Here is a 25,631-nt window from a genome sequence, read left to right on the forward strand (position 1 = left end):
GTTCGAGCTGACGCCCCACCCACTCACCGAGACGCGCGATTGAACGAAACTGACCCGGACGTGGAGTTGCTGGCCCGCATCGGCAACAACGAACCGGCGGCCGTCAACGAGATGGTGTCGCGCAAGCTGCCGCGCCTGCTGGCGTTGGCCAGCCGCCTGCTGGGCGATGCCGACGAAGCCCGCGACGTGGCCCAGGAGAGCTTTCTGCGCATCTGGAAGCAGGCTGCCAGCTGGCGCCCCGGCCAGGCGCGGTTCGACACCTGGCTGCACCGGGTGGCCCTGAACCTGTGCTACGACCACCTGCGCCGCCGCAAGGCCCACGGCCTCGACGACGCGACGCTGGAGCAGCTGGCCGACCCGGCCGGCGCCCCCGAGGACCAGCTGCTGGCCAGCGACCAGCAAGCGCGCATGGCCGCCGCCCTGGCCGCCCTGCCCGACCGCCAGCGCGAGGCCATCGTGCTGCAGTACTACCAGGAACTGTCGAACATCGAGGCAGCGGCGCTGATGGACATCAGCGTCGAGGCATTGGAAAGCCTGCTATCGCGAGCCCGGCGCAACCTGCGCAAGCAACTCGCCGAACCGGTTGGCCCGGGAGGAAAACAGCATGACGCCTGAACGCTTTGAGTACCTGGCCGATGCCTACGGCGCCAACCTGCGCCGCTGGCCCGCCGCCGAACAGCCGGCGGCGCGCGCGCTGCTGGACAGCGGCGATGCCCAGGCCCGCGCCAGCCTGGCCCAGGCACTGGCGCTGGACACCCTGCTGGACAGCCACCGCCTGCCCGCGCCCCCCCCTGCCCTGGCACACCGCATTGTTGCGTCCGCGGCGCTGGCGCCGCGGCGTTCACTGTGGCGCGGCCACCAGACCCTGTGGTCGCGGCTGGGGCTGCTGGGCGTGGGCCTGGCCGGTATCGCGGCGGGCATGCTGGCGGTGTCGCTGAGCCTGTCCATGGGCAACGGCGCGGAAGCCTTGCCGAGCATCTTCGACCAAAACGATGCCGATATCGTCTACTCCATCAGTACCGAGGACAGCGAACAATGACTCAAGCCCGTAGCCCACTCAAGCCCTGGCTGGCCGCCTCGCTGGTGCTCAACGTGTTCCTCATCGGCGGCGTGGCCGGCGGCGCCTACCAATGGCTGTCGCACCCGGCGCCCGTGGTCGGCCCGGTGGTGCAGCACGGGCTGCGCCAGGTGATGGTGCAACTGCCGGTGCAGCGCCGCCATGAACTGCGGCGCCTGCTGCGCGAAACTCGCGAGCAGAGCCAGCCGTTGATATTGGCCGGGCGCCAGGCGCGCCAGGACGTGATGCAGCAACTGCGCGCGCCCACCCTCGACCGCGACGCCCTGGTGGCCGACCTGGGCCGCGCCCGCGACGCCGACCTGGCACTGCGCGCCCGAGTGGAAACCAGCCTGGCCGACTTCGCCGCCACCCTGCCGGCGGACGAGCGCGAACAGCTGGCCAAATCCATGTACCTGCGCGGCCAGGGCAAGGCCAACAGGCCGCAGCCATAAGGCGACGGATTTTCCCGCCACCGGCGTTAAACCTTGCAAGCCCGCCGAACCGGCGTGGCTATGGCTTACGCAAGGAACCTTCCATGTTCAAGACTTTCAAGGCTGCCATCATCGCCACCCTGGTGGCGGCATCGCTGTCTGGCTGTATCGTCGAACCCGTCCACCCACGCCGCCCGCCACCGCCGGTGGAAGTGGTGCCGGTGATGCCGGCGCCGGGGTACCACTGGGTGCCGGGCCACTACCGTTGGGGCCCAGGCCGTTGGGTGTGGGTGCCGGGGCATTGGCGGTATTGATCGCCACTCCTGACGCCGCCTGCGGCAGCTGCTACGCCCCCCTGTAGCAGCGGCCGCAGGCCGCGTCACGTGCGCCGCGGCATATCAGGCCGACCGCGCCTGGGCCCGGACGCCGCCTGCGGCAGTTGCTACGAAACCTGTAGCAGCGGCCGCAGGCCGCGTCACGGCCGCCGCGGCATATCAGGCCGACCGCGCCTGGGCCCTGACGCCGCCTGCGGCAGCTGCTACGAAACCTGTAGCAGCGGCCGCAGGCCGCGTCACGTGCGCCGCGGTGTATCAGGCCGACCGCGCCTGGGCCCGAACGCTGCCTGCGGCAGCTGCTACGAAACTCTGTAGCAGCGGCCGCAGGCCGCGTCACAGGCGCCGCGGTGTATCAGGCCGACCGCGCCTGCGCCCGGACGCCGCCTGCGGCAGCTGCTACGGGGGTGCCGGGCTCCTTCAGGAGGATGAAGTAGGCCAGCGCCGAGCAGGTCGCCACCACCGCGCTGATCACGAACGCCGACGAGAACGAGCCGCTCTGCTGCACGCTGAAGCCGGTGAGAATCGGTGCGATGGAGCCTGCCAGGTAGCCACCGAAGTTCTGGATGGAACCAAACGACGCCACCCGCTCCGACGGCACGATGGTGTTGACGATCATCCACGCCGTGGCGCTGGAGATGTTGATGAAGAACAGCGCCGCACACAGCAAGGCCACGCACGCCGCCAGGTTGCTGGCGAAGGCGACGATCAGGGTGAACAGCGCCCCGCCCAGCAGGCCGGTGATGATCACCAGCTTGCGGCTGGCCAGCACCTTCATGCCGCGCGCCACGAGGGCGTCGCAGGCCTTGCCCGCCACCACCGTGCCGGCGGCGCCGAACAGGTAGGCCAACGACACCACCCACGCCGTGCGGTACAGGTCCAGGCCATGGGCCTTCTCGAAGTAGCCGGGCATCCAGGTCAGGTGCAGCCAGATCATGTAGATCACGCCCATGAAGCCCAGGAAGGCGCCCCAGGTGTTGCGGTCGCGCAGCAGCGCCGACCAGCGCAGCTTGGGCGCGGCCTTGGCCACCACCGGCTGTGGCTCGGCACGGCCGGTCTCGGCCATGTACTGGGCCTTGCTCTTGTAGAACGTGAACCAGCACGCCGCCAGCACCAGGCCGATGATACCGGTCAGCACGAACATGCCGCGCCAGCCCAGGTGCACCATGAACAATGTCAGCAGCGGCGGCGCCAGGCACGGGCCGATGCAGGTGGCCGACCACACCCAGCCGGTGGCGGTGCCGCGCTCCTGGGTGTCGAACCACTCCGACAGTGCCTTGGCCGCCGAGGGGAACACCGGCGCCTCGCCGATGCCCAGCAGCACGCGCATGCCCAGCAGGTGGCCGAAGCCGCTGAACAGGCCGAACGCCGCCTGCGCCAGCGACCACACAATCAGCGAACCGCCCAGCGCCAGCTTGCTGCCCAGGCGGTCGATCAGCGCGCCCATGGGCAGCTGTGAAAACGCATAGGCCAGGGAAAACGCCGACAGCAGGAAGCCCATCTGCGTGGGGCTGATGGCCAGGTCGTGCTGGATGGAGGTGTTGGCGATGGACAGCGCGCTGCGGTCCAGGTAGTTGACCACGCCGATCATGAACAGAAAAACGATGGTCAGCGTCTTGAAGCTTTTTATTGTTTTCATGACACGCCTCTTTGAGCGGTTGACGCCTGCATGCCGGGGCACGGGCGTCGTTGCACTCTAGTCAGCGTGGTGGGGTTTGCCCAATGACAACATTCCATTGAACGATAACCTGGGGTTATCGCTGCCAGCGCAGCGATGCTCGACCGCTGGCCGGGCGCTTCGTGGATGGCTTTCAACGCCCGCGCAACGCGGGGGTCGGACAAGGCGGCCTGCTGGTGCTGCTGATCGTCGGCGTCAGCGTGTGCGCAGAGTCGGCAGGGAGACCGCGCAACCGGCCTGCGGCTGAAGCCCACCCCCCGCCTGCCACGCACAGCGCGCGAGCACCTCGAAACAACGCGCCACCTGGGGCGACAGCGTGCGCCCCAGGCACAGGCGAATGGCCGTGCCGTCGGCCCCATCGGCAAAGAAGATGCCGCTGCCCGCCACATGGCAGCCGCCCTCCCCGGCCAGCCTGCGCAGCAACGCCATGTCAGTGTGCGCAGGCAGTGTCACCCAGTGAATGAAACCACCCGCTGGCGGCTGGTACAGCGTGCCGGGGGGAAAGCGGGTGCACACCACCCCCGCCACGTACTCGCCCAGGGTGGCCAATTGCGTGCGCAGCCGCGCGCAGTGCGGCGCCAGGTAGCCGCGGCCGATGAACTCGCTGAGCACGTGTTGCGCCAGGCTTGAAACCGCCAGGTTGCGCGCGAACATCTGCGCCAGAATCGCCTCGCGGTAGCGTCCGGCCACGCACCAGCCCACGCGGTAGCCGGGCGCAACGGTCTTGGAAAAGGACGCGCAGTAGATCGTCTGCCCGCTGCTGTCGTAGCTTTTCACGGCCCGCGGGCGCGCCTGTTCGGGGGCCAGGTCGAAGAAGATATCGTCCTCGATGATCGGCACGCCCGCCTCGTATGCCAACGCCGACAGCCGTGCCCTGTGCGCCTCGGGCATGATGAAACCGCAGGGGTTCTGCAAGGTGGGGTTGAGGAAAATCACATCGAGTTTCTTCTGCGCCAGCGCCTCTTGCAGGTGGTCGATATCGACCCCCGTTGCCAGGTGCGTGCGCAGGGGCAGCGCGCGCATGCCCAGGCGCTCGATGGTCTGCAGGATGCCGTAGTAGGTGGGCGTCTCGATGGCCACGGTGGCGCCCTTGGGCGCCACGGCTTCCAGCGCCAGCTCCAGGGCGATGGTGTCGCCGGAGGTGATCAGAATATCGTCGGGCCCGCAGGCCACGCCGCGCGCCAGCATCAACCCGGCAATGCGCCGGCGCAGCGCCGGCAGGCCCGGCGGCGGCACCAGCCCCGCCAGGGAAACCTGTGCGTTTGTGGCCAGGGCCGCCAGGCACTTGTTCAGCAGCACCTGCGGGGTGAGTTCGTCATGCAGCACCGCCGAGCTCAGCGACAGCGTCGCGGGGTTGGCGGCCTGGGCAAGCATGGCCACCACCGCCTGGTTGACGTTGACCGTGACACTGGAGAAATCGTCCGGCGCAGGGCTTGCCGCCGTGCCTGGCGCCGCGACGAAATAGCCTACCCGTGGCGTGGCCAGCACATAGGCGCTGGCCTCAAGCTCGGCCAACGCCCGTTGCACGGTGGTGATGCTGGTGCCGAACAGCCGCGTCAGTTCGCGCACCGAGGGCAGCCGGGCACCGGGTGGCCACTCGTGGCTGTCGATCTGGCGCACGATCCAGTCCTTGACGATGTACCAGCGCTTTTGCTGTTTTTCGATCCTGTCCATGGGGGCTCATGTGTGGCTAAGCATTGCCTGGCGCAAGATAAAGCAAAGCGATGCCGCTTGCAGCAACGATGATCACGTTGAACACCACCAGGCCGAAGGCGAACCGCACCAGCCCATGTTCTTCCTCGCGGTTGGCGCCCGCAAGCCCGGTGACCAGCGACAGAATCGACAGCGAACCCAACGCACCATGCCCGGCGGCGCTGTTGACCATGGCCGCCAGCCATGGCCCGTGCGCCACGCCCAGCGCCGCAATGGAAGGCATGACCAGGGTGTTGCCGCCCACGTTGGAGCCGGTGACGTAGCCGGCCAGGCCTGCCAGCAGCGCCACGGTGGGTGCCAGTGCCACACCCGACAGCGACTGCAGGGAGCGCTGTGCTTCCAGCAGGAAGCCGGCGTTGACCATCACCTGGGACAGCAGCAGGAACAAGAATATGGTCACCAGCGGAAACTTCGCGCGCTTGATCAACGCCACCCACGGGAACCCTTCGGCAGCGCCCTGCCGCATCGCCATCAACATCGTCACCAGCACCAGCGCAACGCCCGGTGAGGCCAGCGGCTTCCACGCCACATGCGCGCCCCTGACCACCCAGGCGTTGTCCCACCCCGACAGCAGGAACAGGCCGCGCAAGCCGATGATCACCGCCAGCAACGCCAGGTACGGCCACGCCGCCTGCGGCCAACGCACCAGGCGCTTGCGCTGCACCGCCGCCAGCCCCAGCCCAACCGCCGCCACCGCCAGCCCCGCAAGCACCCCGGCCACCTCCGGCCCCAGCCAGCGGTTGACGCTGAACAGCACCGTCACGAACAGCGCCGCCACCAGCAACAGCCCCAGCCACGCCAGCAGCTGGCGAATGCCTGCCTGCCACAGCGCCACGGCGGCCAGGCCAAGAAACACCGGCGCACTGACCAGCGCCGAGTGGCTGCCCAGTTCACCCACCGGCACATGCGCCAGTTGCGCACCAATCACCGTGGCCAGGCCCAGGGTGCCCCACGGCATGACCACCATGCCCGCCAGGGCGATTTTCATCCCTGCCTGACGGCTGAACAGGCTCATCAACAACGGCACCGTGGCAATCAGCGACACGCCGAAACCGGTCATGGCCTCCAGAAGCGGCGCCAGCCCCAGCACAATGAAAATGACCTGGGCCGGTGGCGTCCAGCCCAGCTCCTTGACCCAGGCGCCGATGGCTTGCGGTGCACCACCGCGCTCCACCAGCAGCACAAACGCCAGGCCTGGCGCGATGACGCAGGCGGTGCTCAGGAACAGAATGCCGGTGTCCTGGGCAATGGCCGCCGTGACGGCCGCACTGAACGGCGCCGCCACCCCCAGCCCCCACAGTAGCAACACCCCCGCCACACCGGCCAATGCCGCCTGCACCGGGGGCCGGCGGACCAGCAGAATCAACGCGAGTACCAGGCCGATGGGCGACATCTGCAGCAAGAGTGAATCCATGTGGGGCGCTCCTTGATCGTTGGTCAGGGAGCGATCTTGCCGGGTTCGGTTGGGGCGAAAGAGATACAGATACACGCTGTTTTCCAATACAGGCCTAACCCGCGGCCGCCGCCGTCTCGATCAGCTTCGCCACCGCGTCAGGGTGCGAGACCATCACCACGTGGGAGCCGCCCTTCACCACCTCTACCGCCTTGGCCGCCGCGCGCTTGGCCATGAACGCCATGGCCTGGGGCGGGATGTTCTTGTCGTGGTCGCCGTAGATGTACCACGACGGGATGTGCTTCCAGGCGGCCGCGTCGCTCTTCTCGTCAAGCGCTCCCTGGGCCAGCGGGCGCTGGGTGGCGGCCATCAGCGCGGCCTGGGCGGCAGGCACGTCGGCGGCGAACTGGTCGTGGAATTTGCCCTGCTGGATGTACAGGTCCTTGCCACCGTCGGCCAGGCTGACCGGTGGCGCCAGGGTTGGGCCCAGGGTGCTGCCGGGGAACTGGCCCACCAGCTGCGCCACGCTTTCGCCGGCGTCGGGGGCGAAGGCGCTGACGTACACCAGCGCCTTGACGTTGGCCTGCTGGTCGGCGGCGCTGGTGATCACGTTGCCGCCGTAGGAATGGCCGACCAGCACCACTGGCGTGTGAATGCTGCTGACCAGGTTGGCCACGGCGGCCGCGTCGCTCTTCACCCCGCGCAGCGGGTTGGCGGCAGCCACCACGGGGTAGCCGTCGTGTTCGAGGATCTTCACCACGCCGTTCCAGCTGGAGGCATCGGCGAAGGCGCCATGCACCAAGACGATGGTGGGTTTGGCCGGTTCGGCGAAGGCCGAGAGGCAGACGGAACAGGCCAGTGCTGCGATGACTTTTTTCATGGGTGACTCCGTATTGAAGTGATTCATAAGTGCCTTGGACGCGGCCTTTGGCCGCTGCTACGGGGGTTGGCCGTAGTCCAAGGCGGTCACGGGGCGAATCGGGTAAACACCAGGTCGTGGTTCTGCACCTTGGCCTGGTGGCAGGCATAACAGGTCTGGTGCTGCGCCGCGTCCGCCGGCTGGCCGTTGATGAAGCGGCCGAAACCCCAGCCACCGGTGGCGGCGTAGCGCTTCGAATCCTTGACCATCACCTGCACCGTGGTGGCCGCGCCAGGGATGGACGCCGGTTCGAACTCCGGCGACTGCACGTGCTTCCAGGCCAGCTTGACCAGCACCGTGCCGTCGGGGAACGGCTGGCTGCCAGCTTCGTAAGCCTTGATGGCGGTGTCGTTGCCCAGTACTGCACGCAATTCGTTCAACGGCGCGGCCTCTTGGGCCGGGGCTACCAACGCCCACTTGCGGTAGCCGTCGGGCAGCGCCACGCCGTAGATCGGCGACAGCGGGCCTGCGGCCAGGGCCGCGCCGCTGGCGACCAGGGCGCAACCCATCACGAGTGACTTGAATGTCATGACGCCTCCGTGCGCTTACAGGTGGTCGGCGTCGACGATGGCCTGGGCAAACGCCTGGGGGGCCTCTTGCGGCAGGTTGTGGCCAATGCCGCCGCTGATCAGGCGGAAGTCATACTTGCCGGTGTAGCGCTTGGCGTAGGCCTCGGCCGGTGGCTGCGGGGCGCCGTTGGCGTCGCCTTCCAGGGTGATGGTGGGCACGCTGATGGCCGGCGAGGCGGCGAGTTTCTGCTCCACGGCGGCGTAGCGTGCCTCGCCCTTCACCAGCCCCAGGCGCCAGCGGTAGTTGAAGATCGACACCGGCACGTGGTCGGGGTTTTGCAGGGCGGCGGCGCTGCGGTCGTAGGTGGCGTCGTCGAAGTTCCACTTCGGCGAGGCCAGCTTCCAGATCAGCTTGGCGAAGTCGTGGGTGTTCTTTTCATAGCCCAGGCGGCCGCGCTCGGTGGCGAAGTAGAACTGGTACCACCACTGCAGTTCGGCGGCCGGTGGCAGCGGCGCCTTGCCGGCCTCCTGGCCACCGATCAGGTAGCCGCTCACCGCCACCAGGGCCTTGACGCGCTCTGGCCACAGCGCGGCGACGATGTCGGCGGTGCGCGCGCCCCAGTCGTAACCGCCCAGCACCGCCTGCTTGATGTGCAGGGCGTCCATGAAGTCGATCAGGTCCTGGGCCAGGGCGGCGGGTTCGCCGTTGCGCGGGGTCTTGGCCGAGAGGAAGTGGGTGTCGCCGTAGCCGCGGGCGTAGGGGATCAGCACGCGGTAGCCCTTGTCGGCCAGCGCCGGCGCCACGTCGGCGTAGCTGTGAATGTCGTACGGCCAGCCGTGCAGCAGAATCACCACCGGGCCATCGGCCGGCCCCACTTCGGCGTAGGCCACGTCCAGCAGCCCGGCCTTCACGTGCTTCAGCGCGCCAAACGAGGTGTGGCTGCCCACGGTGATGGGCGCCACCTGGTTGGCGGCGGTTTCGGCGGCGCTGGCGTTGGCCCAGGCACCCAGTTGCAGCACGGCAGCCAGCACGGAGACAGCGAACGGTTTGGACAGAGTCTTGTACATGGTGGAGCTCCTTGGCGTGGTGTTCTCGATGGCGCTATTTGGCCCGCCACATGTGTTCGCCATGTTTCGCCTGCGGGCGGCAAAAGCCGGGTTATGTATCGGGTCCCGTTCCAGATACAAACAGATACATTAGCCCCTCCCCGGCTTGCTAGACTGGCCACCACTCCCCTGATGCAAGGACGCCGCCATGGACTCCCGCGCCGACCACGTATTGATCGTCGACGACGATCGTGACATCCGCGAGCTGGTGGGCAACTACCTGAAAAAGAACGGTTTTCGCGTGACCCTGGCCGCCGATGGGCGGGCCATGCGCAGCTTCCTGGAAGCCGGCCAGGTGGACCTGATCGTGCTGGATATCATGCTGCCCGGCGACGATGGCCTGGTGCTGTGCCGCGAGCTGCGCGCCGGCAAACACCGCTACATTCCGGTACTGATGCTGACCGCCCGCGACGACGACACCGACCGCATCATCGGCCTGGAAATGGGCGCCGACGACTACCTGGTAAAACCCTTCGTAGCCCGGGAACTGCTGGCACGCATCAACGCCGTGCTGCGCCGCACGCGCATGCTGCCGCCCAACCTGGTGGTCAGCGAGCAATCGCGGCAGCTGGCCTTCGGCGTGTGGCGCCTGGACACCACGGCGCGGCACCTGCTGGCCGCGGATGATTCGGTGGTGGCCCTGAGCGGCGCCGAGTACCGCATGCTGCGGGTGTTCCTCGACCACCCGCAACGCGTGCTGAGCCGCGACCAGCTGCTGAACCTGACCCAGGGCCGCGACGTCGACCTGTTCGACCGCTCCATCGACCTGATGGTCAGCCGCCTGCGCCAGCGCCTGCTGGACGACGCCCGCGACCCTGCCTATATCAAGACCGTGCGCAACGAAGGCTACGTGTTCAGCTTCCCGGTGCAACTGCTCGGGGACGCGCCGTGAGACACCGGCTGCGCTGGCCGCGCACCCTCGCCTCGCGCCTGTCGCTGATTTTCCTCACCAGCCTGGTGCTGGCCCAGGGCCTGGCCGTGGCGTTGCAGGCGTACGAGCGCTACAGCAGCGCCAAGACCCTGATGCTGGGCAACTTCGAGCGCGACGTTGCTACTTCGGTGGCCATCCTCGACCGCCTGCCAGCGGCGGAACGGCCGGCCTGGCTCAAGCGCCTGGAGCGCCCCAACTATCGTTACCAGCTGGACGAAGGCGCCCCCGGCCAGGCCATGGCCAGTGGCAGCGAACCCACCTCTGTGCAGTCCATGCGCATGACGCTGGCCCCCGACTACGCCCTGACCTTTCGCGACATTCCCGACAGCCGCCCGCACTACCAGGCGCACCTGCGCCTTAAGGACGGCCAGCCGCTGACCATCGACGTACGCCCCTCGGTCAGCCCGGTGTCGCCGTGGCTGCCAGTCACGCTGGCCGGGCAACTGGCGTTGCTGCTGGCTGCCACCTGGCTGGCGGTGCGCACCGCCATCCGCCCGCTAACGCGGCTGGCCAAGGCAGTGGACAACCTCGACCTCAAGCAGCACCCCGTGCACCTGGACGAACAGGGCCCCACCGAGGTGGCCTACGCCGCCATCGCCTTCAACAGCATGCAGGGGCGCATCGCCGCCTACGTCAAAGAGCGCGTGCAGCTGCTGGCGGCCATCTCCCACGACCTGCAAACCCCCATCACCCGCATGAAACTGCGCGTGGAGTTCATGGACGACAGCCCCGACAAGGACAAGCTGTGGAGCGACCTGGGCGAGATCCAGCACCTGGTCAAGGAAGGCGTGGCCTACGCCCGCAGCACCGAACCGTCCAGCGAAGCCAGCTGCCGCCTGCAACTCACGCCCTTCCTGGAAAGCCTGGTGGGCGACTACCACGACACCGGCAAGGACGTGCAACTGGCGACCGCAGGCAACCTGCTGCTCGACACCCGCCCCCAGGCGCTACGCCGGCTGCTGACCAACCTGATCGACAACGCCCTGAAATTCGCCGGCGCCGCCCAGGTGCAGGTGCTGACGGAGGGCGGCTGCACCCTGCGCGTGCTGGACCGTGGCCCGGGCATTCCCGAAGAGGCGTTGGCGCAGGTGTTGCAGCCGTTCTACCGGCTGGAAAGTTCGCGCAACCGCGACACCGGCGGGACCGGGTTAGGGTTGGCGATTGCCGTGCAGTTGGCCGAGAGCCTTGGGGGGACGTTGCGGTTGTATAACCGTGAGGGTGGGGGGTTGTGTGCGGAGGTTAAGCTGGGCCCCAACCCTGCCGCGTAGCCGCTGCCGCCAGGCTGCGCTGGCCCCCTGCCTCACTGGAGATTTTCAGGGTTCACGCAGGCCAGCGCAGCCTGCGGCAGCGGCTACAAGCGGTTGCCGGCGGGCTATTTTGTAGGACATTTCCCAAATACCCCCCGCCGCATTGCTCCTCACACCCGCCATCGCTAACCTCCCCGCCGTTGCAGCACATTTGCAACCGGGTTTGGCGACCTGCCGTTATCGTTTCATCACAAGCACCATATGGCACTTCATGCCTGGGGCGCGCGATGACAGCTGTGCAGCGGCCCCATAAACCCAAAGGAATTATCTTGTATGTCCTACATCCCCCTACTCCATTCCCCCGCCGTATTCCTCGATTCCCAAGCCCCCATCGCCACCCTCTACGCCCTGGCCATGCACCGCATCGGCACCGCGCAGGAGCTTATGCAAACCCTCAGCAGCCTGACCCTGAGCAACAGCGATGATCAGGATTTGAAAGCCGTGGCCAACACCGTGAACCTCTTGCTGGAAGAGGGTTGCGCGGTGCTTGAGGTGATTGAGGCGCGTGGCGCCTTTCTGCGCCAGCCCACACTGTTCGCGTAGCCGCTGCCGCCAGGCTGCGCTGGCCCCCTGCCTCACTGGAGATTTTCAGGGTTCACGCAGGCCAGCGCAGCCTGCGGCAGCGGCTACGGTTCTGCGGCGCCCAGCAGTTGATCGGCGAACGCCTGCGCCGCCCACCCCGGCACCTCGTTGCGGCGGGTGATCACGCCGTAATCATCCAGCACCAGCGGAAACGGCAGGTTCAGGCGCGTCAGCCTGCCTGCGCGGATGTCCGGCTCGACCATGGACTCGGCCAGCATCGCCAGCATGGGCGCGGTCTGCAGCAGTTGCAGGGTGGTCTGCATGGAGATGGTCTCCACGGTGTTGCCCGGCGAGGCCATGCCGGCTTCGGCGAAGGCGCGCTCCAGGCGCGCACGCATGGGCGTGCCGGCGGGGTAGACGATCCACGGCCAGTTGCCCAGCTCGGCCAGTGGCAGGTCGCTGTTGCCGGCCAGCGGGTGTTGGCTGCCGGCTACCAGGCACAGCGGCTCGGGGGCCAGGGCGCGGAAGTCGAAGAGCTGGCGGTGGCGGTCGAGGGTGAAACGGGCGATCACCAGGTCCAGCTGCTTGTGCTCCAGCAGGCTCAGCAGGTTGGCGCTGGTGCCCTCCAGCACGTCCAGGGTCAGCAGCGGCCAGCGCTGCTTGATGCCGACGATGGCCTGGGGCAAGGCCTGGGACGTGGGGGCAAAGATGGTGCCGATTTTCAGCAGGCCGTGGCCGCCCTCGCGCAGGTCGTTGACCTGGCCGACGAAATGGCGGGCGTCGTTCAGGGCGATTTGCGCGTAGCGCGCCACGTGCACGCCCAAGTCGGTGGGCACCAGGCTGCGCGGCAGGCGCTGGAACAGGTCGAAGCCGAGCATTTTCTCCGCCTCGCGCAGCATCTTGCTCACGGCCGGCTGGCTGATGCTCATCTGCTCCGCCGTGGCGTGCATGTTGCGCGTGCGCGCCAGGGTGTCGATCAGCACCAGGTGGCGAAAGCGCAGCCAGTTGCACAGTTGATTGAAGGAAACATCCGCCATGCGATAACCCCCGGTTATTGAACCTTGAGGATATCTCATTGGCGCTTATCGGCAAGGCGTTCTAGTGTTGACCCACAATAACAACAGGATGACCCGCCATGACCGTCACCGGAAAACGCGTTCTCATCACCGCCGCCGCCCAGGGCATCGGCCGCGCCTCGGTGCTGGCCTTTCAGCAGGCCGGCTTTGAGGTGATTGCCACCGATTTGCGCATCGACAGCCTGCGCGATGTGCCCGGCATCCAGGCCCTGGCCCTGGACGTCACCGACGCCCAGGCCGTGCAGCAGCTGACCGCCCAGGTGGGCACCCTCGATGTGCTGTTCAACTGCGCCGGCTTCGTGCACAGCGGCAACTTGCTGGCCTGCGACGACGAGGCCTGGCAGCGTTCCTTCGACCTCAACGTGACCGCCATGTACCGCATGATCCGCGGCGTGCTGCCGGCCATGCTGGCGACGGGCAGCGGCAGCATCGTCAACATGGCCTCGGTGGCGGGCAGCGTGAAGGCGGTGCCCAACCGCTTCGCCTACTCGGCCAGCAAGGCGGCGGTCATCGGCCTGACCAAGTCCGTGGCCGCCGACTACGTGGCCAAGGGCATCCGCTGCAACGCCATCTGCCCCGGCACCGTCGACTCGCCATCGCTGCGCCAGCGCATCACCGAGCAGGCCCGCGCCGAAGGCCGCAGCGAGGCCGAGGTGTACCAGGCCTTCGTCGCTCGCCAGCCCATGGGCCGCCTGGGCACCCCCGAGGAAATCGCCCGGCTGGCGGTGTACCTCGGCTCCGACGCCAGCGCCTACACCACCGGTGGCGTGCACGTCATCGACGGCGGCATGAGCAACTAATCCCCCCTGACCAGGAACTGACCATGAAACTGCTGCGTTACGGCCCCAAGGGCCAGGAAAAACCCGGCCTGCTGGACGACCAGGGCCAACTGCGCGACCTCAGCGGCCACGTGCACGACATCGGCGGCGCCACCCTGGAGGCCGCCAGCCTGGCGAAGCTAGCGCAACTGGACGCCCGCAGCCTGCCGGCGGTGCCGGGCAGCCCGCGTATCGGCCCGTGCGTGGGCCAGGTGGGCAAGTTCGTCTGCATCGGCCTGAACTACGCCGACCACGCCGCCGAATCGGGCATGGCGGTGCCCAGCGAACCGGTGATTTTCAACAAGTGGACCAGCGCCATCTGCGGGCCCAACGACAACGTGGAAATACCCCGCGGCTCGACGAAGACCGACTGGGAAGTGGAGCTGGGCGTGGTGATCGGCAAGGCCGGGCGCTACATCAGCGAGGCCAGTGCCATGGACCACGTGGCCGGCTACTGCGTGATCAACGACGTTTCCGAGCGCGAATGGCAGCTGGAGCGTGGCGGCACCTGGGACAAGGGCAAGGGCTTCGACACCTTCGGCCCCATCGGCCCGTGGCTGGTGACCCGCGATGAAATCGCCGACCCGCACCAGCTGGACCTGTGGCTGGAAGTGGACGGCCACCGTTACCAGCACGGCAATACGCGCACGCTGGTGTTCCAGATCCCAGCGCTGATCGCCTACTTGAGCCGCTGCATGTCGCTGCAGCCGGGGGACATCATCTCCACCGGCACCCCGCCGGGGGTGGGCCTGGGCATCAAGCCCAACCCGGTGTTCCTGCGCCCTGGCCAGGAAATGCGCCTGGGCATCACCGGCCTGGGCGAACAGCGCCAACGCACCACCCAAGCCGACTAACCCGTAGCAGCGGCCACAGGCCGCGTCCCTTGCGCCACAGCGGTGGGGCGGACGCAGCCTTCGGCAGCTGCTACGGGGGCATTGAAACCATAAGAACAAGGAAAACATCATGCGCATTCTGATCACCGGTGGCACCGGTTTCATCGGCAAGCAACTGGCCCAGCGCCTGCTGGACCTGGGCAGCGTCACCCTGCAGGGCCAGGCCGCCCAGCCCATCGAACGCATCGTGCTGTTCGACGCCTTCGAGGGCGAAGGCGTGCCCACGGACCCGCGCGTGGAGGTGATTACCGGCGACGTCAGCGACGCCGCCACCCTGGCCCGGGTCACCGACGGCGTGGACCTGGTGTGGCACCTGGCAGCCGTGGTCAGCAGCGCCGCCGAGGCCGATTTCGACCTGGGCATGCAGGTCAACCTGCACGGCCTCATGACCCTGCTCGAGACCCTGCGCCAGCAAGGCCGCCAGCCGCGCGTGGTGTACGCCAGCGGCTTCGCGGTGTTTGGCGGCACGCTGCCGGCGGTGGTCAACGACGACACCGCGTTGACCCCGCAGTCCTCCTATGGCATGCAGAAAGCCGTGGGTGAATTGCTGGTGGCCGACTATGCGCGCAAAGGCTTTATCGACGGCCGCGTGCTGCGCCTGCCGACCATCGCCGTGCGCCCGGGCAAGCCGAACAAGGCTGCCTCGACCTTCTTCAGTTCCATCATCCGCGAGCCGCTGGTGGGCCTGCCCGCCGTGTGCCCGGTGCGCCCCGACACCCAGGTGTACCTGTCGTCGCCGCGCCGCGCGGTGGAAGCGATGCTGCTGGGCATGACCCTGGCCCCCGAGACCCTGGGCAGCCAGCGGGTGATCCCCCTGCCCGGCCTGACCACCACCGTCGCCGACATGGTCAAGGCGCTGGAGCGCGTGGCCGGCCCCGAGGCGGTAAAACTGATTCGCTGGGAACCCGACGCCACCATCCAGCGCATCGTCGAAGGCTGGCCCAGCCAGGTCGAGGCGCCCTACGCCAGCGGCCTGGGCTTCAGCGCCGACGCCGATTTCGACGCCATCGTGCAAGCGCACATCGAGGACACCGCGCCCCGCTAGCCGACACCGCTTGCACACGCCCCCACAACAATAACAAGGCGAGGCCACGCGACATGAACACACCTGATCCAGCCATCCTGGACCTTGAAAAACAGACCATCAGCCGCGTCACCAAACGCCTGGTGCCCTTCCTCATCCTGCTGTTCGTGGTGGCCTTCCTGGACCGCACCAATGTCGGTTTCGCCGCGTTGAAAATGAACCAGGACATTGGCATCAACCAGACCATCTATGGCCTGGGCGCCGGGATCTTCTTCCTCGGCTATTTCCTGTTCGAGGTGCCCAGCAACATCATGCTGCACCGCTTCGGCGCGCGGGTGTGGATTGCCCGCATCATGGTGACCTGGGGCCTGATCGCCGGCGCCATGGGCCTGCTGCAGACCGCCGGGCACTTCATCACTCTGCGCGTGCTGCTGGGCATCGCCGAGGCCGGGTTCTTCCCCGGGGTGATCTACCTGCTGTCGCTGTGGTTCCCCAGCCGCTACCGAGCGCGGATGATCGCCACCTTCTACCTCGGCGTGCCGATTGCCCAGGTGATCGGTGCACCGTTGTCGGTGGGGCTGATGCAGCTGGGCGACAGCATCGGCGTGGTCGGCTGGCGGCTGATGTACATCGCCGAAGGCGTGCCGGCAATCCTGCTGGGCGTGGTCTGCTACTTCTACCTTACCGACCGCCCCGCCGACGCCCACTGGCTGACGCCGCAGCAACGGCAATGGCTGATGGACACCCTGGAGCGCGAAGAAGGCAGCAAGGCGCTGGCGGTGGACGCCGGCCTGAGCAAGGGCCAGATGATTCGCAAGGCCCTGGGCAACCGCCAGGTGTGGCTGCTGGCGCTGGTGTATTTCGGCATCACCTCGGGCTCCAACGCCATGAACTTCTTCCTGCCCAGCGTGCTGCAGTCGTTCCGCGCCTCGTTCGGCCTGGACCTGGGGCTGATGCAGAACGGCCTGATCAGCGCCATTCCCTACGCCCTGGCGGCGGTGGCGATGATTCTCTGGAGCCGCCGTTCCGACCGCCTGCAAGAGCGCCACTGGCACGCCGGCGGCGCCGCGTTGCTGGCGTCGGTGTCGATCGCCCTGGCGCTGCTGATCAACCAACCGTGGATCATCGTCATCGGCTTCGTGCTGCTGGCCATCGGCGTGTACAGCGCCATCAACGTGTTCTGGGCCGTGCCGGGCCAGGTGCTGACCGGGGTGGGTGCCGCTGCCGGCATCGGCCTGATCAACTCCATCGGCAACCTCAGCGGTTTCTCCGGGCCGTACATCACCGGCCTGCTCTACACCACCACCGGCAGCTACACGCCGGGCTTCCTGGTGATCGCCGCCCTGGTGGGCGCGGCCGGCATCGGCATGATGCTGATGCCCCGCCGCCCGGCACCTGCGGCCGACGCCACCCTGATTGGAGACAAGGCATGAGCCACCCCGTAATCGCCTTCATCGGCACCGGCATCATGGGCGCGCCCATGGTGCGCTGCCTGCTGCGCGCCGGCTTCCCCGTGCGCGCCTGGAACCGCTCGCCGGCCAAGGCCGCCGCGCTGGCCGCCGACGGCGCCCAGGTGCTGGACAGCGCCGCGGCGGCTGCCCAGGGCGCCGATGTACTGATTTGCATGCTCAGCGACGGGCCGACCTGCACCGACGTGTTGTTCGGCGCCAATGGCGCCGCCCTGGCCCTGCGCCCAGGCGCGCTGGTGGTGGTGATGAGTTCGATACCGGTGGACGCCGCCACCGACCACGCCCGCCGCTGCACCGAGTTGAGCCTTGAGTACCTGGACGCACCGGTGTCGGGCGGCGAGCGCGGCGCCCGCGAGGGCAGCCTGGCGATCATGGCCGGCGGCACGCCGCAGGCGTTCGAACAGGGCCAGGCGGTGCTGGCGGCCATGGGCCGGCCGGTGCTGGTGGGCCCGGCGGGCAGCGGTGAACTGGCCAAGCTGGTGAACCAGCTGATTGTCGCCAGCACCATCGCCACCGTCGCCGAAGGCCTGTTGCTGGCCGAACGCGGCGGCGCCGACCCGGCCAAGGTGCATGAAGCGCTGATGGGCGGCTTCGTTGATTCGCCCATCTGGCGCCAGCACGGCCAGCGCATGATCGACGATGAATTTACCCCCGGCGGCCCGGCCAAATGGCAGCTCAAGGACACCCGCACCGCCCTGGCCCATGCCCACGGCCTGGGCCTGAGCCTGCCGGTGGCGACCCTGGTGGACGGCCTGTTTAGCGCCCTGGTGGACGCCGGCGACGGTGACCTGGACCACGCCGCCCTGATCCGCCAATTGCGCCGCCACAACCAATTGCCTGCCTGATGCCCCGGAGCCTGCCATGAGCCAAACCCCACCCCGCCGCCTGCGCAGCCAACTGTGGTTCGACGACCCCAGCCACGCCGACCTGACCGCGCTGTACACCGAACGCTACATGAACCAGGGCCTGACCCGCGCCGAGCTGCAGTCGGGCCGGCCGATCATCGGCATCGCCCAGACCGGCAGCGACCTGACGCCCTGCAACCGCCACCACATCGAACTGGCCAAACGGGTCAAGGACGGCATTCGCGACGCCGGCGGCATACCCATGGAGTTTCCCGTGCACCCCATCGCCGAGCAGTCACGCCGGCCCACCGCTGCGCTGGACCGCAACCTCGCCTACCTGGGCCTGGTGGAAGTGCTGCACGGCTACCCGCTGGACGGCGTGGTGCTGACCACCGGCTGCGACAAGACCACCCCGGCGTGCCTGATGGCGGCCGCCACCACCGACCTGCCGTCCATTGTGCTGTCGGGCGGGCCGATGCTCGACGGCTGGCACAAGGGCAAGCTGATCGGCTCCGGCACCGTGCTGTGGCATGCGCGCAACCTGCTGGCCGCCGGCGACATCGACTACGAAGGCTTCATGGAGATGACCACCGCCGCCTCGCCCTCCATCGGCCACTGCAACACCATGGGCACGGCGCTATCGATGAACGCCCTGGCCGAAGCCCTGGGCATGTCGCTGCCCGGCTGCGCGAGCATTCCGGCGCCGTACCGCGAGCGCGGGCAGATGGCCTACGCCACCGGCCTGCGCATCGTCGACCTGGTGCGCGAGGACGTGCGCCCCTCGCAGATCATGACCCACGCCGCGTTCGAGAACGCCATCGCCGTGGCCTCGGCCCTGGGCGCGTCCACCAACTGCCCGCCGCACCTGATCGCCATCGCCCGCCACAGTGGCATCGACCTGAGCCTGGACGACTGGCAGCGGGTGGGCGAAGACGTGCCGCTGCTGGTGAACTGCATGCCGGCCGGCGAATTCCTCGGCGAGGGCTTCCACCGCGCCGGTGGCGTGCCGGCGGTGATGCACGAACTGGACAAGGTCGGCCGCCTGCACCGCGACTGTCGTAGCGTCAGCGGCCGCAGCATGGGCGAGATCGTCGCGGCGGCGCAGACCGTCGACCGCCAGGTGATCCGCAGCTACGAAGAACCGCTCAAGCACCGCGCCGGCTTCATCGTGCTCAGCGGCAACTTCTTCGACAGCGCCATCATGAAGATGTCGGTGGTCGGCGAGGCGTTCCGCAGCACCTATTTGAGCGACCCGCAGCAGCCCAACTGCTTCGACGCCCGCGCCATCGTCTTCGACGGCCCGGAGGACTACCAGGCGCGCATCAACGACCCGGCGCTGGAAGTGGACGAGCGCTGCATCCTGGTGATTCGCGGCTGCGGCACCGTGGGCTACCCCGGCAGCGCCGAGGTGGTGAACATGGCGCCGCCGGCCGAGCTGATCAAGCGCGGCATCGACTCGCTGCCGTGCCTGGGCGATGGCCGCCAGAGCGGTACCTCGGCCAGCCCGTCGATTCTCAACATGTCCCCGGAAGCAGCGGTGGGCGGCGGCCTGGCGCTGCTGCGCACCGGCGACACGCTGCGCATCGACCTCAACAGCCGCAGCGTCAACCTGCTGGTGGACGACGCTACCCTGGACCTGCGGCGCCAGGAGGCCCTGCCGGCCATCCCGGCCTCGCAGACGCCGTGGCAGGAGCTGTACCGGCAACTGGTGGGGCAATTGTCCACCGGCGGTTGCCTGGAGCCGGCCACGCTGTACTGGCGGGTGATTCCGGAAAACGGCGCGCCGCGCCATTCTCACTGAGTGCAAGGACGGCCTTATGTCACTGACCATTGAAAATTCCCTGCCCCACGACTGGCAACGCGCCACGCTGATCGGCCGCGCCTGGTGCCCCGGCACCATCGCCGGCCCCGCCGTGGTGGTGATTCGCGACGGCCGTGTGCTGGACTGCACCGCCAGCTTCGCCACGGTGAGCGAACTGCTCAACCGCCACGACCCGCTGGCCGCCGTGCGCGGCGCCAGCGGCACCGACCTGGGCAGCGTCGAGGCGCTGCTGGGCAACAGCGGCGAACAGCGCGACGACCGCCGCCCTTCCCTGCTGGCGCCCATCGACCTGCAGGTGATCAAGGCCGCCGGGGTGACCTTCGCGGCCAGCATGATCGAGCGGGTGATCGAGGAAAAGGCCGCCGGCGACGCGCGCCAGGCCGAGCGCATTCGCGCGCTGGTGCACGAGGTGATCGGCGACAACCTGCGCGACCTGCAGCCCGGCTCGCCCCAGGCCATGCAGCTCAAGCAGGTGCTGATCGAACAGCACATGTGGTCGCAATACCTAGAGGTGGGCATCGGCCCCGACGCCGAGATTTTCACCAAGGCGCCGGTGCTGGCCGCGGTGGGCAGCGGCAGCGCCATTGGCGTGCACCCCGGCTCGCACTGGAACAACCCCGAGCCTGAAGTAGTGCTGGCGGTGGACAGCCACGGGCGCATTCATGGCGCCACCCTGGGCAATGACGTCAACCTGCGCGACTTCGAGGGCCGCAGCGCCTTGCTGCTGAGCAAGGCCAAGGACAACAATGCCTCGTGCGCGCTGGGGCCGTTCATTCGGCTGTTCGACGAGCATTTCAGCCTGGACGAGGTGCGCGGCTGCGAGGTGGGTTTGCGTGTGGAGGGCGAAGACGGTTATGTGCTGCAGGGCCGCAGTTCCATGGCGCAGATCAGCCGCGACCCCGAAGACCTGGCCGGCCAGGCGCTGAACGCCAACCACCAGTACCCCGACGGTTTCGTGCTGTTCCTGGGCACGCTGTTCGCCCCCACCGAAGACCGCGACCAGCCCGGCCAGGGCTTCACCCACAAGGCCGGCGACCGTGTCAGCATCCACAGCCCGGCCCTGGGCGGGTTGCACAACCACGTCACCGGCAGCGACCAGGCGCCGCCGTGGACCTTCGGCGTGGCGGCGCTGATGCGCAACCTCTCCCGCCGCGGGTATTTGTAGCCCGCCCCTGGCTGCGACTGTCTTTGTGGGAGCTGGCTTGCCAGCGAGTTTTCAGGGCCTCAACAGCTCGCTGGCAAGCCAGCTCCCACAACATCGCGTCCAGGGCCCACACGGTCCATCACGCCACCGGCAACCGCAGGTTCAACCGCAACCCCGGGTTAAGGTTCTGCGCCCACAACTCCCCGCCCTGCAACTGCACCCGGCAGCGGGCGATGGTCAGGCCCAGGCCAAAACCGTCGCCCCCCGGGCGGCTGGCGCTGAGGCGGGTGAAAGGCTCGAAGATGCCCTCCAATGCACCTTCCGCCACGCCCGGGCCCTGGTCATCGATCCACAAGTGCCAGTGGTCCGCCTCGCGCCGGCCGCCCAGGCGCACCTGGCCGTGGCTGGGGGAATGGCGGATGGCGTTGCGCAGGATGTTTTCCAGGGCCTGGGCCAGGCCGTTGAGGTGGCAACGCACCCAGCAGGCGTCGCCCAGGGTGTTGGGCAGCTGCTCGGGCTGCCAGCCGGACTCGAAGCAGGCGTCCTCGCGCAGCATCTCCCACAAGGTACCGACGTCCACGGCGTCCAGCGCCAGCTGCGGGCGTTCGGTGTCCAGCCACACCAGCTCCAGGGTATCGTCCACCAGCTGGCGCATGCCCTGCACCTCACGCGCCAGGCGCTGGCGCAGGGCCTCGGCGTCGGCGTCGCTTTCCACCGCCACCTGCAGGCGGCTCAGGGGCGTGCGCAGCTCGTGGGACATGTCGCGCAGCAGCCGCCGTTGCAGCGCCACGGTGCGTTGCAGGCGGTCGGCCATGTGATGAAAGGCGCGGCCCAGGTCGCCCAGCTCGTCGCCACGGCGGCTGATGGCCGGGTCCAGCCGCGCGCCCAGCTGGCCTTCGCGCAGGGCATTGGCGTAGGCATGCAGGTGCGCCAGCGGGCCGATCAGCAGCCGGTAGAGCAAGGCGCCCAGCAGCAGCGCCAGGGCGCCGGGCACCAGCCAGTGGGCCACCACCTGCCAGCCCACCGAGGTGGTGGGCACGAAACGCTCGGGCAGGCGCATCACCAGTTGGCCGCTGCCAGGGTCTACCGGAAAGGCGATCTTGATGATCGGCCGCTCGCGGGCGCGGTCGCTCATGGCCCAGTCCAGCTCGCGGGCGAAGCCCAGGCGGTGGCGCTCCACGCCGCTCAGGCGGCGCTCGCCCAGGGGTTGCAGGTCGGGGCCCAGCAGCACTGCCCAGCCCGGCTCGCGGGCGTTGAACTGCAGCAGCCAGCGGTCGATCTCCGCCGGGCCGCCGTTGCGCCACACCGCCTCGGCTTCGGCGGCGTAGCCCTGCAAGGTGTGCTGCGCGGCGGGCGACAGGCGATAGCCCTCGCGCTCGAAATGCATGCCCCAGGAACGGCTGACGCAGATGATCAAAAGGATCAGCACCAGCAGCAGCCCGCTCAGGCTCCAGAACAACGAGTGACGCCCCGGCAGCTTCATGGCTGGCTCCTCAGCACGTAGCCCTTGCCCCACACCGTCTCCACCCGGCCCTCGAAGCCGATGGCCGCCAGCTTGCGGCGCACGTGGCTGACGTGCAGGTCCAGCACCCGGTCCTGCAGCGAATAGGGGCGGTGCAGCACGCGCTGGTAGAGGAAGGTCTTGCTCAGCACTTCCTCGGGGTTGGCCAGCAGGGTTTCCATCAGCCGGAACTCCACCGGCGTCAGCCCGGCGCGGGCGTGGCCCAGCACCAGGTCCTGGCTGCCGTCGTCGCAGCGGCGCAGTGCCCCGCTCGCGTGGCACACCGGCGGCGTGCGCTCGTAGGCCACGCGGCGCAGCACGGCGTCGATGCGCACGTCCATCTCACCCATGCTGAACGGCTTGGGCAGATAGTCGTCGGCGCCCTGGCTGAAGCCGACGATGCGGTCCTGCTCGGCGCCCAGGGCCGACATCAGAATCACCGGCACGCGGTTCTGCCGCCGCAGCTGGCCCAGCAGGCTCAGGCCGTCGCGGCTGGGCAGCATGATGTCCATGAGGATCAGGTCGTAGCCGCGCCAGTCGTGCAGGTCGTCGCTGCCGGCGACGTCGTTGCACACGGTCACCTCGAAGCCGCGCTTGCGCAGGTGCTGGCCCAGGTGGGCGGCAAGCAACAGGTCGTCTTCCACGGCGAGGATTCGCGGCGCGGCAACAGGTGGGCAGGTACTGGCAATCACGGGGCAAGCTCTCGGCGGACTACGGGGCAACTCGGATGCAAATTATAATTGTTATCAAATATAGCCAAACCACCTTTACGAAATTTACAAACCGGCGCTGGGGGTAAATTTTGTAAATACGATTTACTCTCAATTACGACACCCTATCATCGCCCCCCGTCTGGACGACTGCCCCGCCCTGCGACATGGACTGCCGCGGCTGGGGCCTCAATCACTCAAGGGGAGTTATCGTCGTGCTTTTTCATGCCTCACTCAGTCGTCTCACGCTGGCCATCCTGGCGGCCTCCGTCTCACCCGCGCTGCTGGCCGAAGACGCTGCCATCACCCTGGACAACACCCTGGTCACCGCCGAGAAAGAACTCAAGCAGGCGCCGGGCGTGTCCGTGATCACCGCCGACGATATCCAGAAAGCCCCGCCGGTGAACGACCTGTCCGACATCATCCGCAAGATGCCCGGCGTCAACCTCACCGGTAACAGCGCGAGCGGCGTGCGCGGCAACAACCGCCAGATCGACATTCGCGGCATGGGCCCGGAGAACACCCTGATCCTGATCGACGGCCTGCCGGTGGAGTCGCGCAACTCGGTGCGCTACGGCCGCACCGGCGACCGTGACACCCGCGGCGACACCAACTGGGTGCCAGCCGATGAAGTGCAGCGCATCGAAGTGCTGCGCGGCCCCGCCGCCGCCCGCTACGGCAACGGCGCGGCGGGCGGCGTGGTGAACATCATCACCAAGCAGCCCACCCAAGAAACCCACGGCAACTTCAGCGTCTACACCGACATGCCCAAGGACAAGGACGAGGGCGCCACCAAGCGCGCCACCTTCGGCCTCAGCGGCCCGCTGACCGACAACCTGACCTACCGGGTGTACGGCAACCTGAGCAAGACCGACCGCGACAGCAGCGACATCAACGTGGGCCACGAAGCCGCCGGCGAAGCCGCCGCGTCGGGTGCCGAGGGCGTGCGCAACAAGGACATCAATGGCCGCCTGAGCTGGAAACTGGACGACCGCCAGAGCCTCGACTTCGACGCCAGCTACAGCCGCCAGGGCAACATTTACGCCGGTGACAACCAGTACAACCAGAGCCTGACCAGCAAGAAGGCCGCCAGCGCCGCGCCGTGGGTAGGCCGCGAAACCAATGTGATGTACCGGAACAACTTCGCCATCACCCACAACGGCGACTGGGACTTCGGCACCAGCAAGTTCTTCCTGCAGTACGAGCACACCCGCAACCGCCGCCTGGACGAGGGCCTGACCGGTGGCGTGGAAGGCACCATCGACTCCACCGACTTCTCCACCAGCGACCTGAAAAGCTACCTGGCCCACGGCGAATTCAACCTGCCGCTGGCCACCCGCCTGCCCCAGGTGCTGACCCTGGGCGGCGAGTTCAACCGCCAGGAACTCGATGACCCGGCCTCCACCAGCCAGGCGCTGTCCTCGGGCAGCTACTACAACGGCAGCACCGCCGCCGATAGCATCGCCGGCTTGGCGTCCGGTACGCGCAGCAGCAAGGCGGCCGCCAACATCGGCTCGCTGTTCGCCGAGGACAACATCGAGCCCTGGGAAGGCGCCACCCTGACCCCCGGCGTGCGCATGGACGACCACACCAACTTCGGCGTGAACTGGTCGCCCAGCCTGAACATGTCGCAGAAGCTCAACCAGGACTTCACCCTGAAGGCCGGTATCGCCCGGGCGTTCAAGGCGCCCAACCTGTACCAACTCGACCCTAATTACCTGCTGCTGAGTTCGGGCAACGGCTGCCCCATCGGCAGCACCGGCAGCTGCTATATCCAGGGCAACGACGACCTCAAGGCCGAGACCAGCGTCAACAAGGAAATCGGCCTGCAGTTCAAGCGCGACGGCTGGGTGGCGGGCCTGACCTTCTTCCGCAACGACTACCACAACAAGGTAGTGGCCGGCACCGACGTGCTGGGCTACTCCTCGGGCGGCAACATGATCCTCAAGTGGGAAAACGCCAGGAAGGCCGTGACCCAGGGCCTGGAAGCCAACCTGACGGTACCGCTGGCCGACAACCTGACCTGGACCACCAACGGCACCTACATGCAGGAAAACAAGGACCTGGACACCGGCAACGTGCTGTCGATGATTCCCAAGTACACGGTCAACTCGATGCTGGACTGGCAGGTGAACGACAAGCTTTCCACCCAGCTGAGCATCACCAGCTTCGGCCGCCAGAAGCCACCCACCGTGGGCACCACCAAGGTCGACGCCGCCGGCGTGAACACCGAAGAGGTGGGCGCCTACAGCCTGGTGAACCTCAACGTCGGCTACCAGGTGACCAAGAACGTGCGCCTGGGCGCCGGCGTGAACAACCTCTTCGACAAGAAGCTGTACCGCGAAGGCAACTCCAACAGCGCCGGCGCGGCCACCTACAACCAGCACGGCCAGGCGGTGTACGCCAGCGTGGCCACTTCGTTCTGATGCT

At 67.9% G+C, this 25,631-nt stretch carries 24 protein-coding genes; 15 read left to right on the forward strand and 9 right to left on the reverse strand.

What is annotated here, in order from left to right:
• Positions 1 to 39 precede the first annotated feature (39 nt).
• From ACWKWX_RS08630 to ACWKWX_RS08645, 4 genes are all read left to right on the forward strand, one after another.
• Positions 40 to 615 carry an RNA polymerase sigma factor gene (locus ACWKWX_RS08630; protein WP_416423485.1) on the forward strand — a complete coding sequence of 192 codons (576 nt, stop codon included), beginning with the start codon at positions 40 to 42 and terminating at the stop codon, positions 613 to 615.
• The gene (locus ACWKWX_RS08635) at positions 605 to 1,039 is read left to right on the forward strand and encodes a hypothetical protein (protein WP_483827507.1); all 435 of its coding nucleotides are present in this window, start codon (positions 605 to 607) and stop codon (positions 1,037 to 1,039) included. Before ACWKWX_RS08630 ends, ACWKWX_RS08635 begins: the two co-directional genes overlap by 11 nt.
• Positions 1,036 to 1,509, forward strand: coding sequence for a periplasmic heavy metal sensor (locus ACWKWX_RS08640; RefSeq protein ID WP_416423483.1), 474 nt, complete (start codon positions 1,036 to 1,038; stop codon positions 1,507 to 1,509). Before ACWKWX_RS08635 ends, ACWKWX_RS08640 begins: the two co-directional genes overlap by 4 nt.
• Before the next feature lie 83 nt (positions 1,510 to 1,592).
• Positions 1,593 to 1,802: a YXWGXW repeat-containing protein gene (locus ACWKWX_RS08645; protein ID WP_416423482.1), complete on the forward strand. Its 210-nt coding sequence runs from the start codon at positions 1,593 to 1,595 to the stop codon at positions 1,800 to 1,802.
• Positions 1,803 to 2,175: 373 nt separating this feature from the next.
• Here the strand turns inward: ACWKWX_RS08645 and ACWKWX_RS08650 are convergent, their stop codons facing one another.
• The 6 genes from ACWKWX_RS08650 to ACWKWX_RS08675 form a co-directional block, all read right to left on the reverse strand.
• Positions 2,176 to 3,459: an MFS transporter gene (locus tag ACWKWX_RS08650; RefSeq protein WP_483827508.1), complete on the reverse strand. Its 1,284-nt coding sequence runs from the start codon at positions 3,457 to 3,459 to the stop codon at positions 2,176 to 2,178.
• Between the two features lie 234 nt (positions 3,460 to 3,693).
• Complete coding sequence (locus tag ACWKWX_RS08655; RefSeq protein ID WP_483827509.1) at positions 3,694 to 5,172, reverse strand: aminotransferase-like domain-containing protein; 1,479 nt, start codon at positions 5,170 to 5,172, stop codon at positions 3,694 to 3,696.
• A gap of 16 nt (positions 5,173 to 5,188) precedes the next feature.
• Positions 5,189 to 6,625, reverse strand: coding sequence for an L-lactate permease (locus ACWKWX_RS08660; protein ID WP_483827510.1), 1,437 nt, complete (start codon positions 6,623 to 6,625; stop codon positions 5,189 to 5,191).
• Between the two features lie 94 nt (positions 6,626 to 6,719).
• The gene (locus tag ACWKWX_RS08665; RefSeq protein WP_483827511.1) at positions 6,720 to 7,484 is read right to left on the reverse strand and encodes an alpha/beta fold hydrolase; all 765 of its coding nucleotides are present in this window, start codon (positions 7,482 to 7,484) and stop codon (positions 6,720 to 6,722) included.
• An 86-nt stretch (positions 7,485 to 7,570) separates the two neighbouring features.
• Positions 7,571 to 8,032, reverse strand: coding sequence for a cytochrome P460 family protein (locus tag ACWKWX_RS08670; RefSeq protein WP_483827563.1), 462 nt, complete (start codon positions 8,030 to 8,032; stop codon positions 7,571 to 7,573).
• A 36-nt stretch (positions 8,033 to 8,068) separates the two neighbouring features.
• The gene (locus tag ACWKWX_RS08675; protein WP_483827512.1) at positions 8,069 to 9,100 is read right to left on the reverse strand and encodes an alpha/beta fold hydrolase; all 1,032 of its coding nucleotides are present in this window, start codon (positions 9,098 to 9,100) and stop codon (positions 8,069 to 8,071) included.
• Positions 9,101 to 9,287: 187 nt separating this feature from the next.
• On the opposite strand from ACWKWX_RS08675, the gene ACWKWX_RS08680 reads away from it, so the two are divergent.
• The 3 genes from ACWKWX_RS08680 to ACWKWX_RS08690 all read left to right on the forward strand — a co-directional run bounded on the left by ACWKWX_RS08680 (position 9,288) and on the right by ACWKWX_RS08690 (position 11,920).
• Complete coding sequence (locus ACWKWX_RS08680) at positions 9,288 to 10,031, forward strand: response regulator (protein ID WP_416423474.1); 744 nt, start codon at positions 9,288 to 9,290, stop codon at positions 10,029 to 10,031.
• The gene (locus ACWKWX_RS08685; protein WP_483827513.1) at positions 10,028 to 11,338 is read left to right on the forward strand and encodes a sensor histidine kinase; all 1,311 of its coding nucleotides are present in this window, start codon (positions 10,028 to 10,030) and stop codon (positions 11,336 to 11,338) included. Before ACWKWX_RS08680 ends, ACWKWX_RS08685 begins: the two co-directional genes overlap by 4 nt.
• A 312-nt stretch (positions 11,339 to 11,650) precedes the next feature.
• Positions 11,651 to 11,920: a hypothetical protein gene (locus ACWKWX_RS08690; protein WP_483827514.1), complete on the forward strand. Its 270-nt coding sequence runs from the start codon at positions 11,651 to 11,653 to the stop codon at positions 11,918 to 11,920.
• Between the two features lie 83 nt (positions 11,921 to 12,003).
• On the opposite strand, the gene ACWKWX_RS08695 is transcribed toward ACWKWX_RS08690, so the two are convergent.
• Positions 12,004 to 12,936: a LysR family transcriptional regulator gene (locus ACWKWX_RS08695; protein ID WP_416423472.1), complete on the reverse strand. Its 933-nt coding sequence runs from the start codon at positions 12,934 to 12,936 to the stop codon at positions 12,004 to 12,006.
• A 98-nt stretch (positions 12,937 to 13,034) separates the two neighbouring features.
• Here ACWKWX_RS08695 and ACWKWX_RS08700 point away from each other — a divergent pair, with 98 nt between their 5' ends.
• From ACWKWX_RS08700 to ACWKWX_RS08730, 7 genes are all read left to right on the forward strand, one after another.
• Positions 13,035 to 13,775 carry an SDR family oxidoreductase gene (locus ACWKWX_RS08700; protein ID WP_483827515.1) on the forward strand — a complete coding sequence of 247 codons (741 nt, stop codon included), beginning with the start codon at positions 13,035 to 13,037 and terminating at the stop codon, positions 13,773 to 13,775.
• Between the two features lie 23 nt (positions 13,776 to 13,798).
• Positions 13,799 to 14,647, forward strand: a complete 849-nt coding sequence (locus tag ACWKWX_RS08705; protein WP_483827516.1) for an ureidoglycolate lyase — start codon at positions 13,799 to 13,801, stop codon at positions 14,645 to 14,647.
• Positions 14,648 to 14,756: 109 nt separating this feature from the next.
• Positions 14,757 to 15,731 carry a D-erythronate dehydrogenase gene (gene denD / locus ACWKWX_RS08710; RefSeq protein ID WP_483827517.1) on the forward strand — a complete coding sequence of 325 codons (975 nt, stop codon included), beginning with the start codon at positions 14,757 to 14,759 and terminating at the stop codon, positions 15,729 to 15,731.
• A gap of 53 nt (positions 15,732 to 15,784) precedes the next feature.
• Positions 15,785 to 17,143 carry an MFS transporter gene (locus tag ACWKWX_RS08715; protein WP_483827518.1) on the forward strand — a complete coding sequence of 453 codons (1,359 nt, stop codon included), beginning with the start codon at positions 15,785 to 15,787 and terminating at the stop codon, positions 17,141 to 17,143.
• A complete protein-coding gene (locus tag ACWKWX_RS08720) occupies positions 17,140 to 18,024 on the forward strand; it encodes an NAD(P)-dependent oxidoreductase (protein ID WP_483827519.1) in 885 nt (294 codons plus the stop codon). The genes ACWKWX_RS08715 and ACWKWX_RS08720 overlap by 4 nt, the downstream gene beginning before the upstream one ends.
• A gap of 16 nt (positions 18,025 to 18,040) precedes the next feature.
• On the forward strand, positions 18,041 to 19,825 hold the full coding sequence (locus ACWKWX_RS08725) for an IlvD/Edd family dehydratase (protein ID WP_473006064.1): 1,785 nt from the start codon (positions 18,041 to 18,043) through the stop codon (positions 19,823 to 19,825).
• Between the two features lie 16 nt (positions 19,826 to 19,841).
• On the forward strand, positions 19,842 to 21,011 hold the full coding sequence (locus tag ACWKWX_RS08730; RefSeq protein ID WP_483827520.1) for a fumarylacetoacetate hydrolase family protein: 1,170 nt from the start codon (positions 19,842 to 19,844) through the stop codon (positions 21,009 to 21,011).
• Positions 21,012 to 21,129: 118 nt separating this feature from the next.
• Here ACWKWX_RS08730 and ACWKWX_RS08735 read toward each other — a convergent pair whose 3' ends face one another.
• Together ACWKWX_RS08735 and ACWKWX_RS08740 are read right to left on the reverse strand one after the other, a co-directional pair.
• Positions 21,130 to 22,473 (reverse strand): HAMP domain-containing sensor histidine kinase, encoded by a 1,344-nt coding sequence (locus ACWKWX_RS08735; protein WP_483827521.1) that lies wholly within the window; start codon positions 22,471 to 22,473, stop codon positions 21,130 to 21,132.
• A complete protein-coding gene (locus ACWKWX_RS08740; protein WP_483827522.1) occupies positions 22,470 to 23,183 on the reverse strand; it encodes a response regulator transcription factor in 714 nt (237 codons plus the stop codon). The genes ACWKWX_RS08735 and ACWKWX_RS08740 overlap by 4 nt, the downstream gene beginning before the upstream one ends.
• A 185-nt stretch (positions 23,184 to 23,368) precedes the next feature.
• Here ACWKWX_RS08740 and ACWKWX_RS08745 point away from each other — a divergent pair, with 185 nt between their 5' ends.
• Entirely contained in the window at positions 23,369 to 25,627 is a 2,259-nt protein-coding gene (locus ACWKWX_RS08745; RefSeq protein WP_483827523.1) for a TonB-dependent siderophore receptor, read from the forward strand.
• The last annotated feature ends 4 nt before the right edge of the window (positions 25,628 to 25,631 follow it).

The organism is Pseudomonas imperatae, from assembly GCF_057128625.1.

What these genes read in the sequence shown, in the direction of transcription:
- ACWKWX_RS08660 (WP_483827510.1), bottom strand. Translation starts at nt 6,625, where the DNA reads ATGGATTCACTCTTGCTGCAGATGTCGCCCATCGGCCTGGTACTCGCG.
- ACWKWX_RS08640 (WP_416423483.1), top strand. Translation starts at nt 1,036, where the DNA reads ATGACTCAAGCCCGTAGCCCACTCAAGCCCTGGCTGGCCGCCTCGCTG.
- ACWKWX_RS08705 (WP_483827516.1), top strand. Translation starts at nt 13,799, where the DNA reads ATGAAACTGCTGCGTTACGGCCCCAAGGGCCAGGAAAAACCCGGCCTG.
- ACWKWX_RS08650 (WP_483827508.1), bottom strand. Translation starts at nt 3,459, where the DNA reads ATGAAAACAATAAAAAGCTTCAAGACGCTGACCATCGTTTTTCTGTTC.
- ACWKWX_RS08735 (WP_483827521.1), bottom strand. Translation starts at nt 22,473, where the DNA reads ATGAAGCTGCCGGGGCGTCACTCGTTGTTCTGGAGCCTGAGCGGGCTG.
- ACWKWX_RS08645 (WP_416423482.1), top strand. Translation starts at nt 1,593, where the DNA reads ATGTTCAAGACTTTCAAGGCTGCCATCATCGCCACCCTGGTGGCGGCA.
- ACWKWX_RS08730 (WP_483827520.1), top strand. Translation starts at nt 19,842, where the DNA reads ATGTCACTGACCATTGAAAATTCCCTGCCCCACGACTGGCAACGCGCC.
- denD (WP_483827517.1), top strand. Translation starts at nt 14,757, where the DNA reads ATGCGCATTCTGATCACCGGTGGCACCGGTTTCATCGGCAAGCAACTG.
- ACWKWX_RS08690 (WP_483827514.1), top strand. Translation starts at nt 11,651, where the DNA reads ATGTCCTACATCCCCCTACTCCATTCCCCCGCCGTATTCCTCGATTCC.
- ACWKWX_RS08715 (WP_483827518.1), top strand. Translation starts at nt 15,785, where the DNA reads ATGAACACACCTGATCCAGCCATCCTGGACCTTGAAAAACAGACCATC.
- ACWKWX_RS08745 (WP_483827523.1), top strand. Translation starts at nt 23,369, where the DNA reads ATGGACTGCCGCGGCTGGGGCCTCAATCACTCAAGGGGAGTTATCGTC.
- ACWKWX_RS08725 (WP_473006064.1), top strand. Translation starts at nt 18,041, where the DNA reads ATGAGCCAAACCCCACCCCGCCGCCTGCGCAGCCAACTGTGGTTCGAC.
- ACWKWX_RS08655 (WP_483827509.1), bottom strand. Translation starts at nt 5,172, where the DNA reads ATGGACAGGATCGAAAAACAGCAAAAGCGCTGGTACATCGTCAAGGAC.
- ACWKWX_RS08720 (WP_483827519.1), top strand. Translation starts at nt 17,140, where the DNA reads ATGAGCCACCCCGTAATCGCCTTCATCGGCACCGGCATCATGGGCGCG.
- ACWKWX_RS08695 (WP_416423472.1), bottom strand. Translation starts at nt 12,936, where the DNA reads ATGGCGGATGTTTCCTTCAATCAACTGTGCAACTGGCTGCGCTTTCGC.
- ACWKWX_RS08680 (WP_416423474.1), top strand. Translation starts at nt 9,288, where the DNA reads ATGGACTCCCGCGCCGACCACGTATTGATCGTCGACGACGATCGTGAC.
- ACWKWX_RS08635 (WP_483827507.1), top strand. Translation starts at nt 605, where the DNA reads ATGACGCCTGAACGCTTTGAGTACCTGGCCGATGCCTACGGCGCCAAC.
- ACWKWX_RS08675 (WP_483827512.1), bottom strand. Translation starts at nt 9,100, where the DNA reads ATGTACAAGACTCTGTCCAAACCGTTCGCTGTCTCCGTGCTGGCTGCC.
- ACWKWX_RS08700 (WP_483827515.1), top strand. Translation starts at nt 13,035, where the DNA reads ATGACCGTCACCGGAAAACGCGTTCTCATCACCGCCGCCGCCCAGGGC.
- ACWKWX_RS08665 (WP_483827511.1), bottom strand. Translation starts at nt 7,484, where the DNA reads ATGAAAAAAGTCATCGCAGCACTGGCCTGTTCCGTCTGCCTCTCGGCC.
- ACWKWX_RS08670 (WP_483827563.1), bottom strand. Translation starts at nt 8,032, where the DNA reads ATGGGTTGCGCCCTGGTCGCCAGCGGCGCGGCCCTGGCCGCAGGCCCG.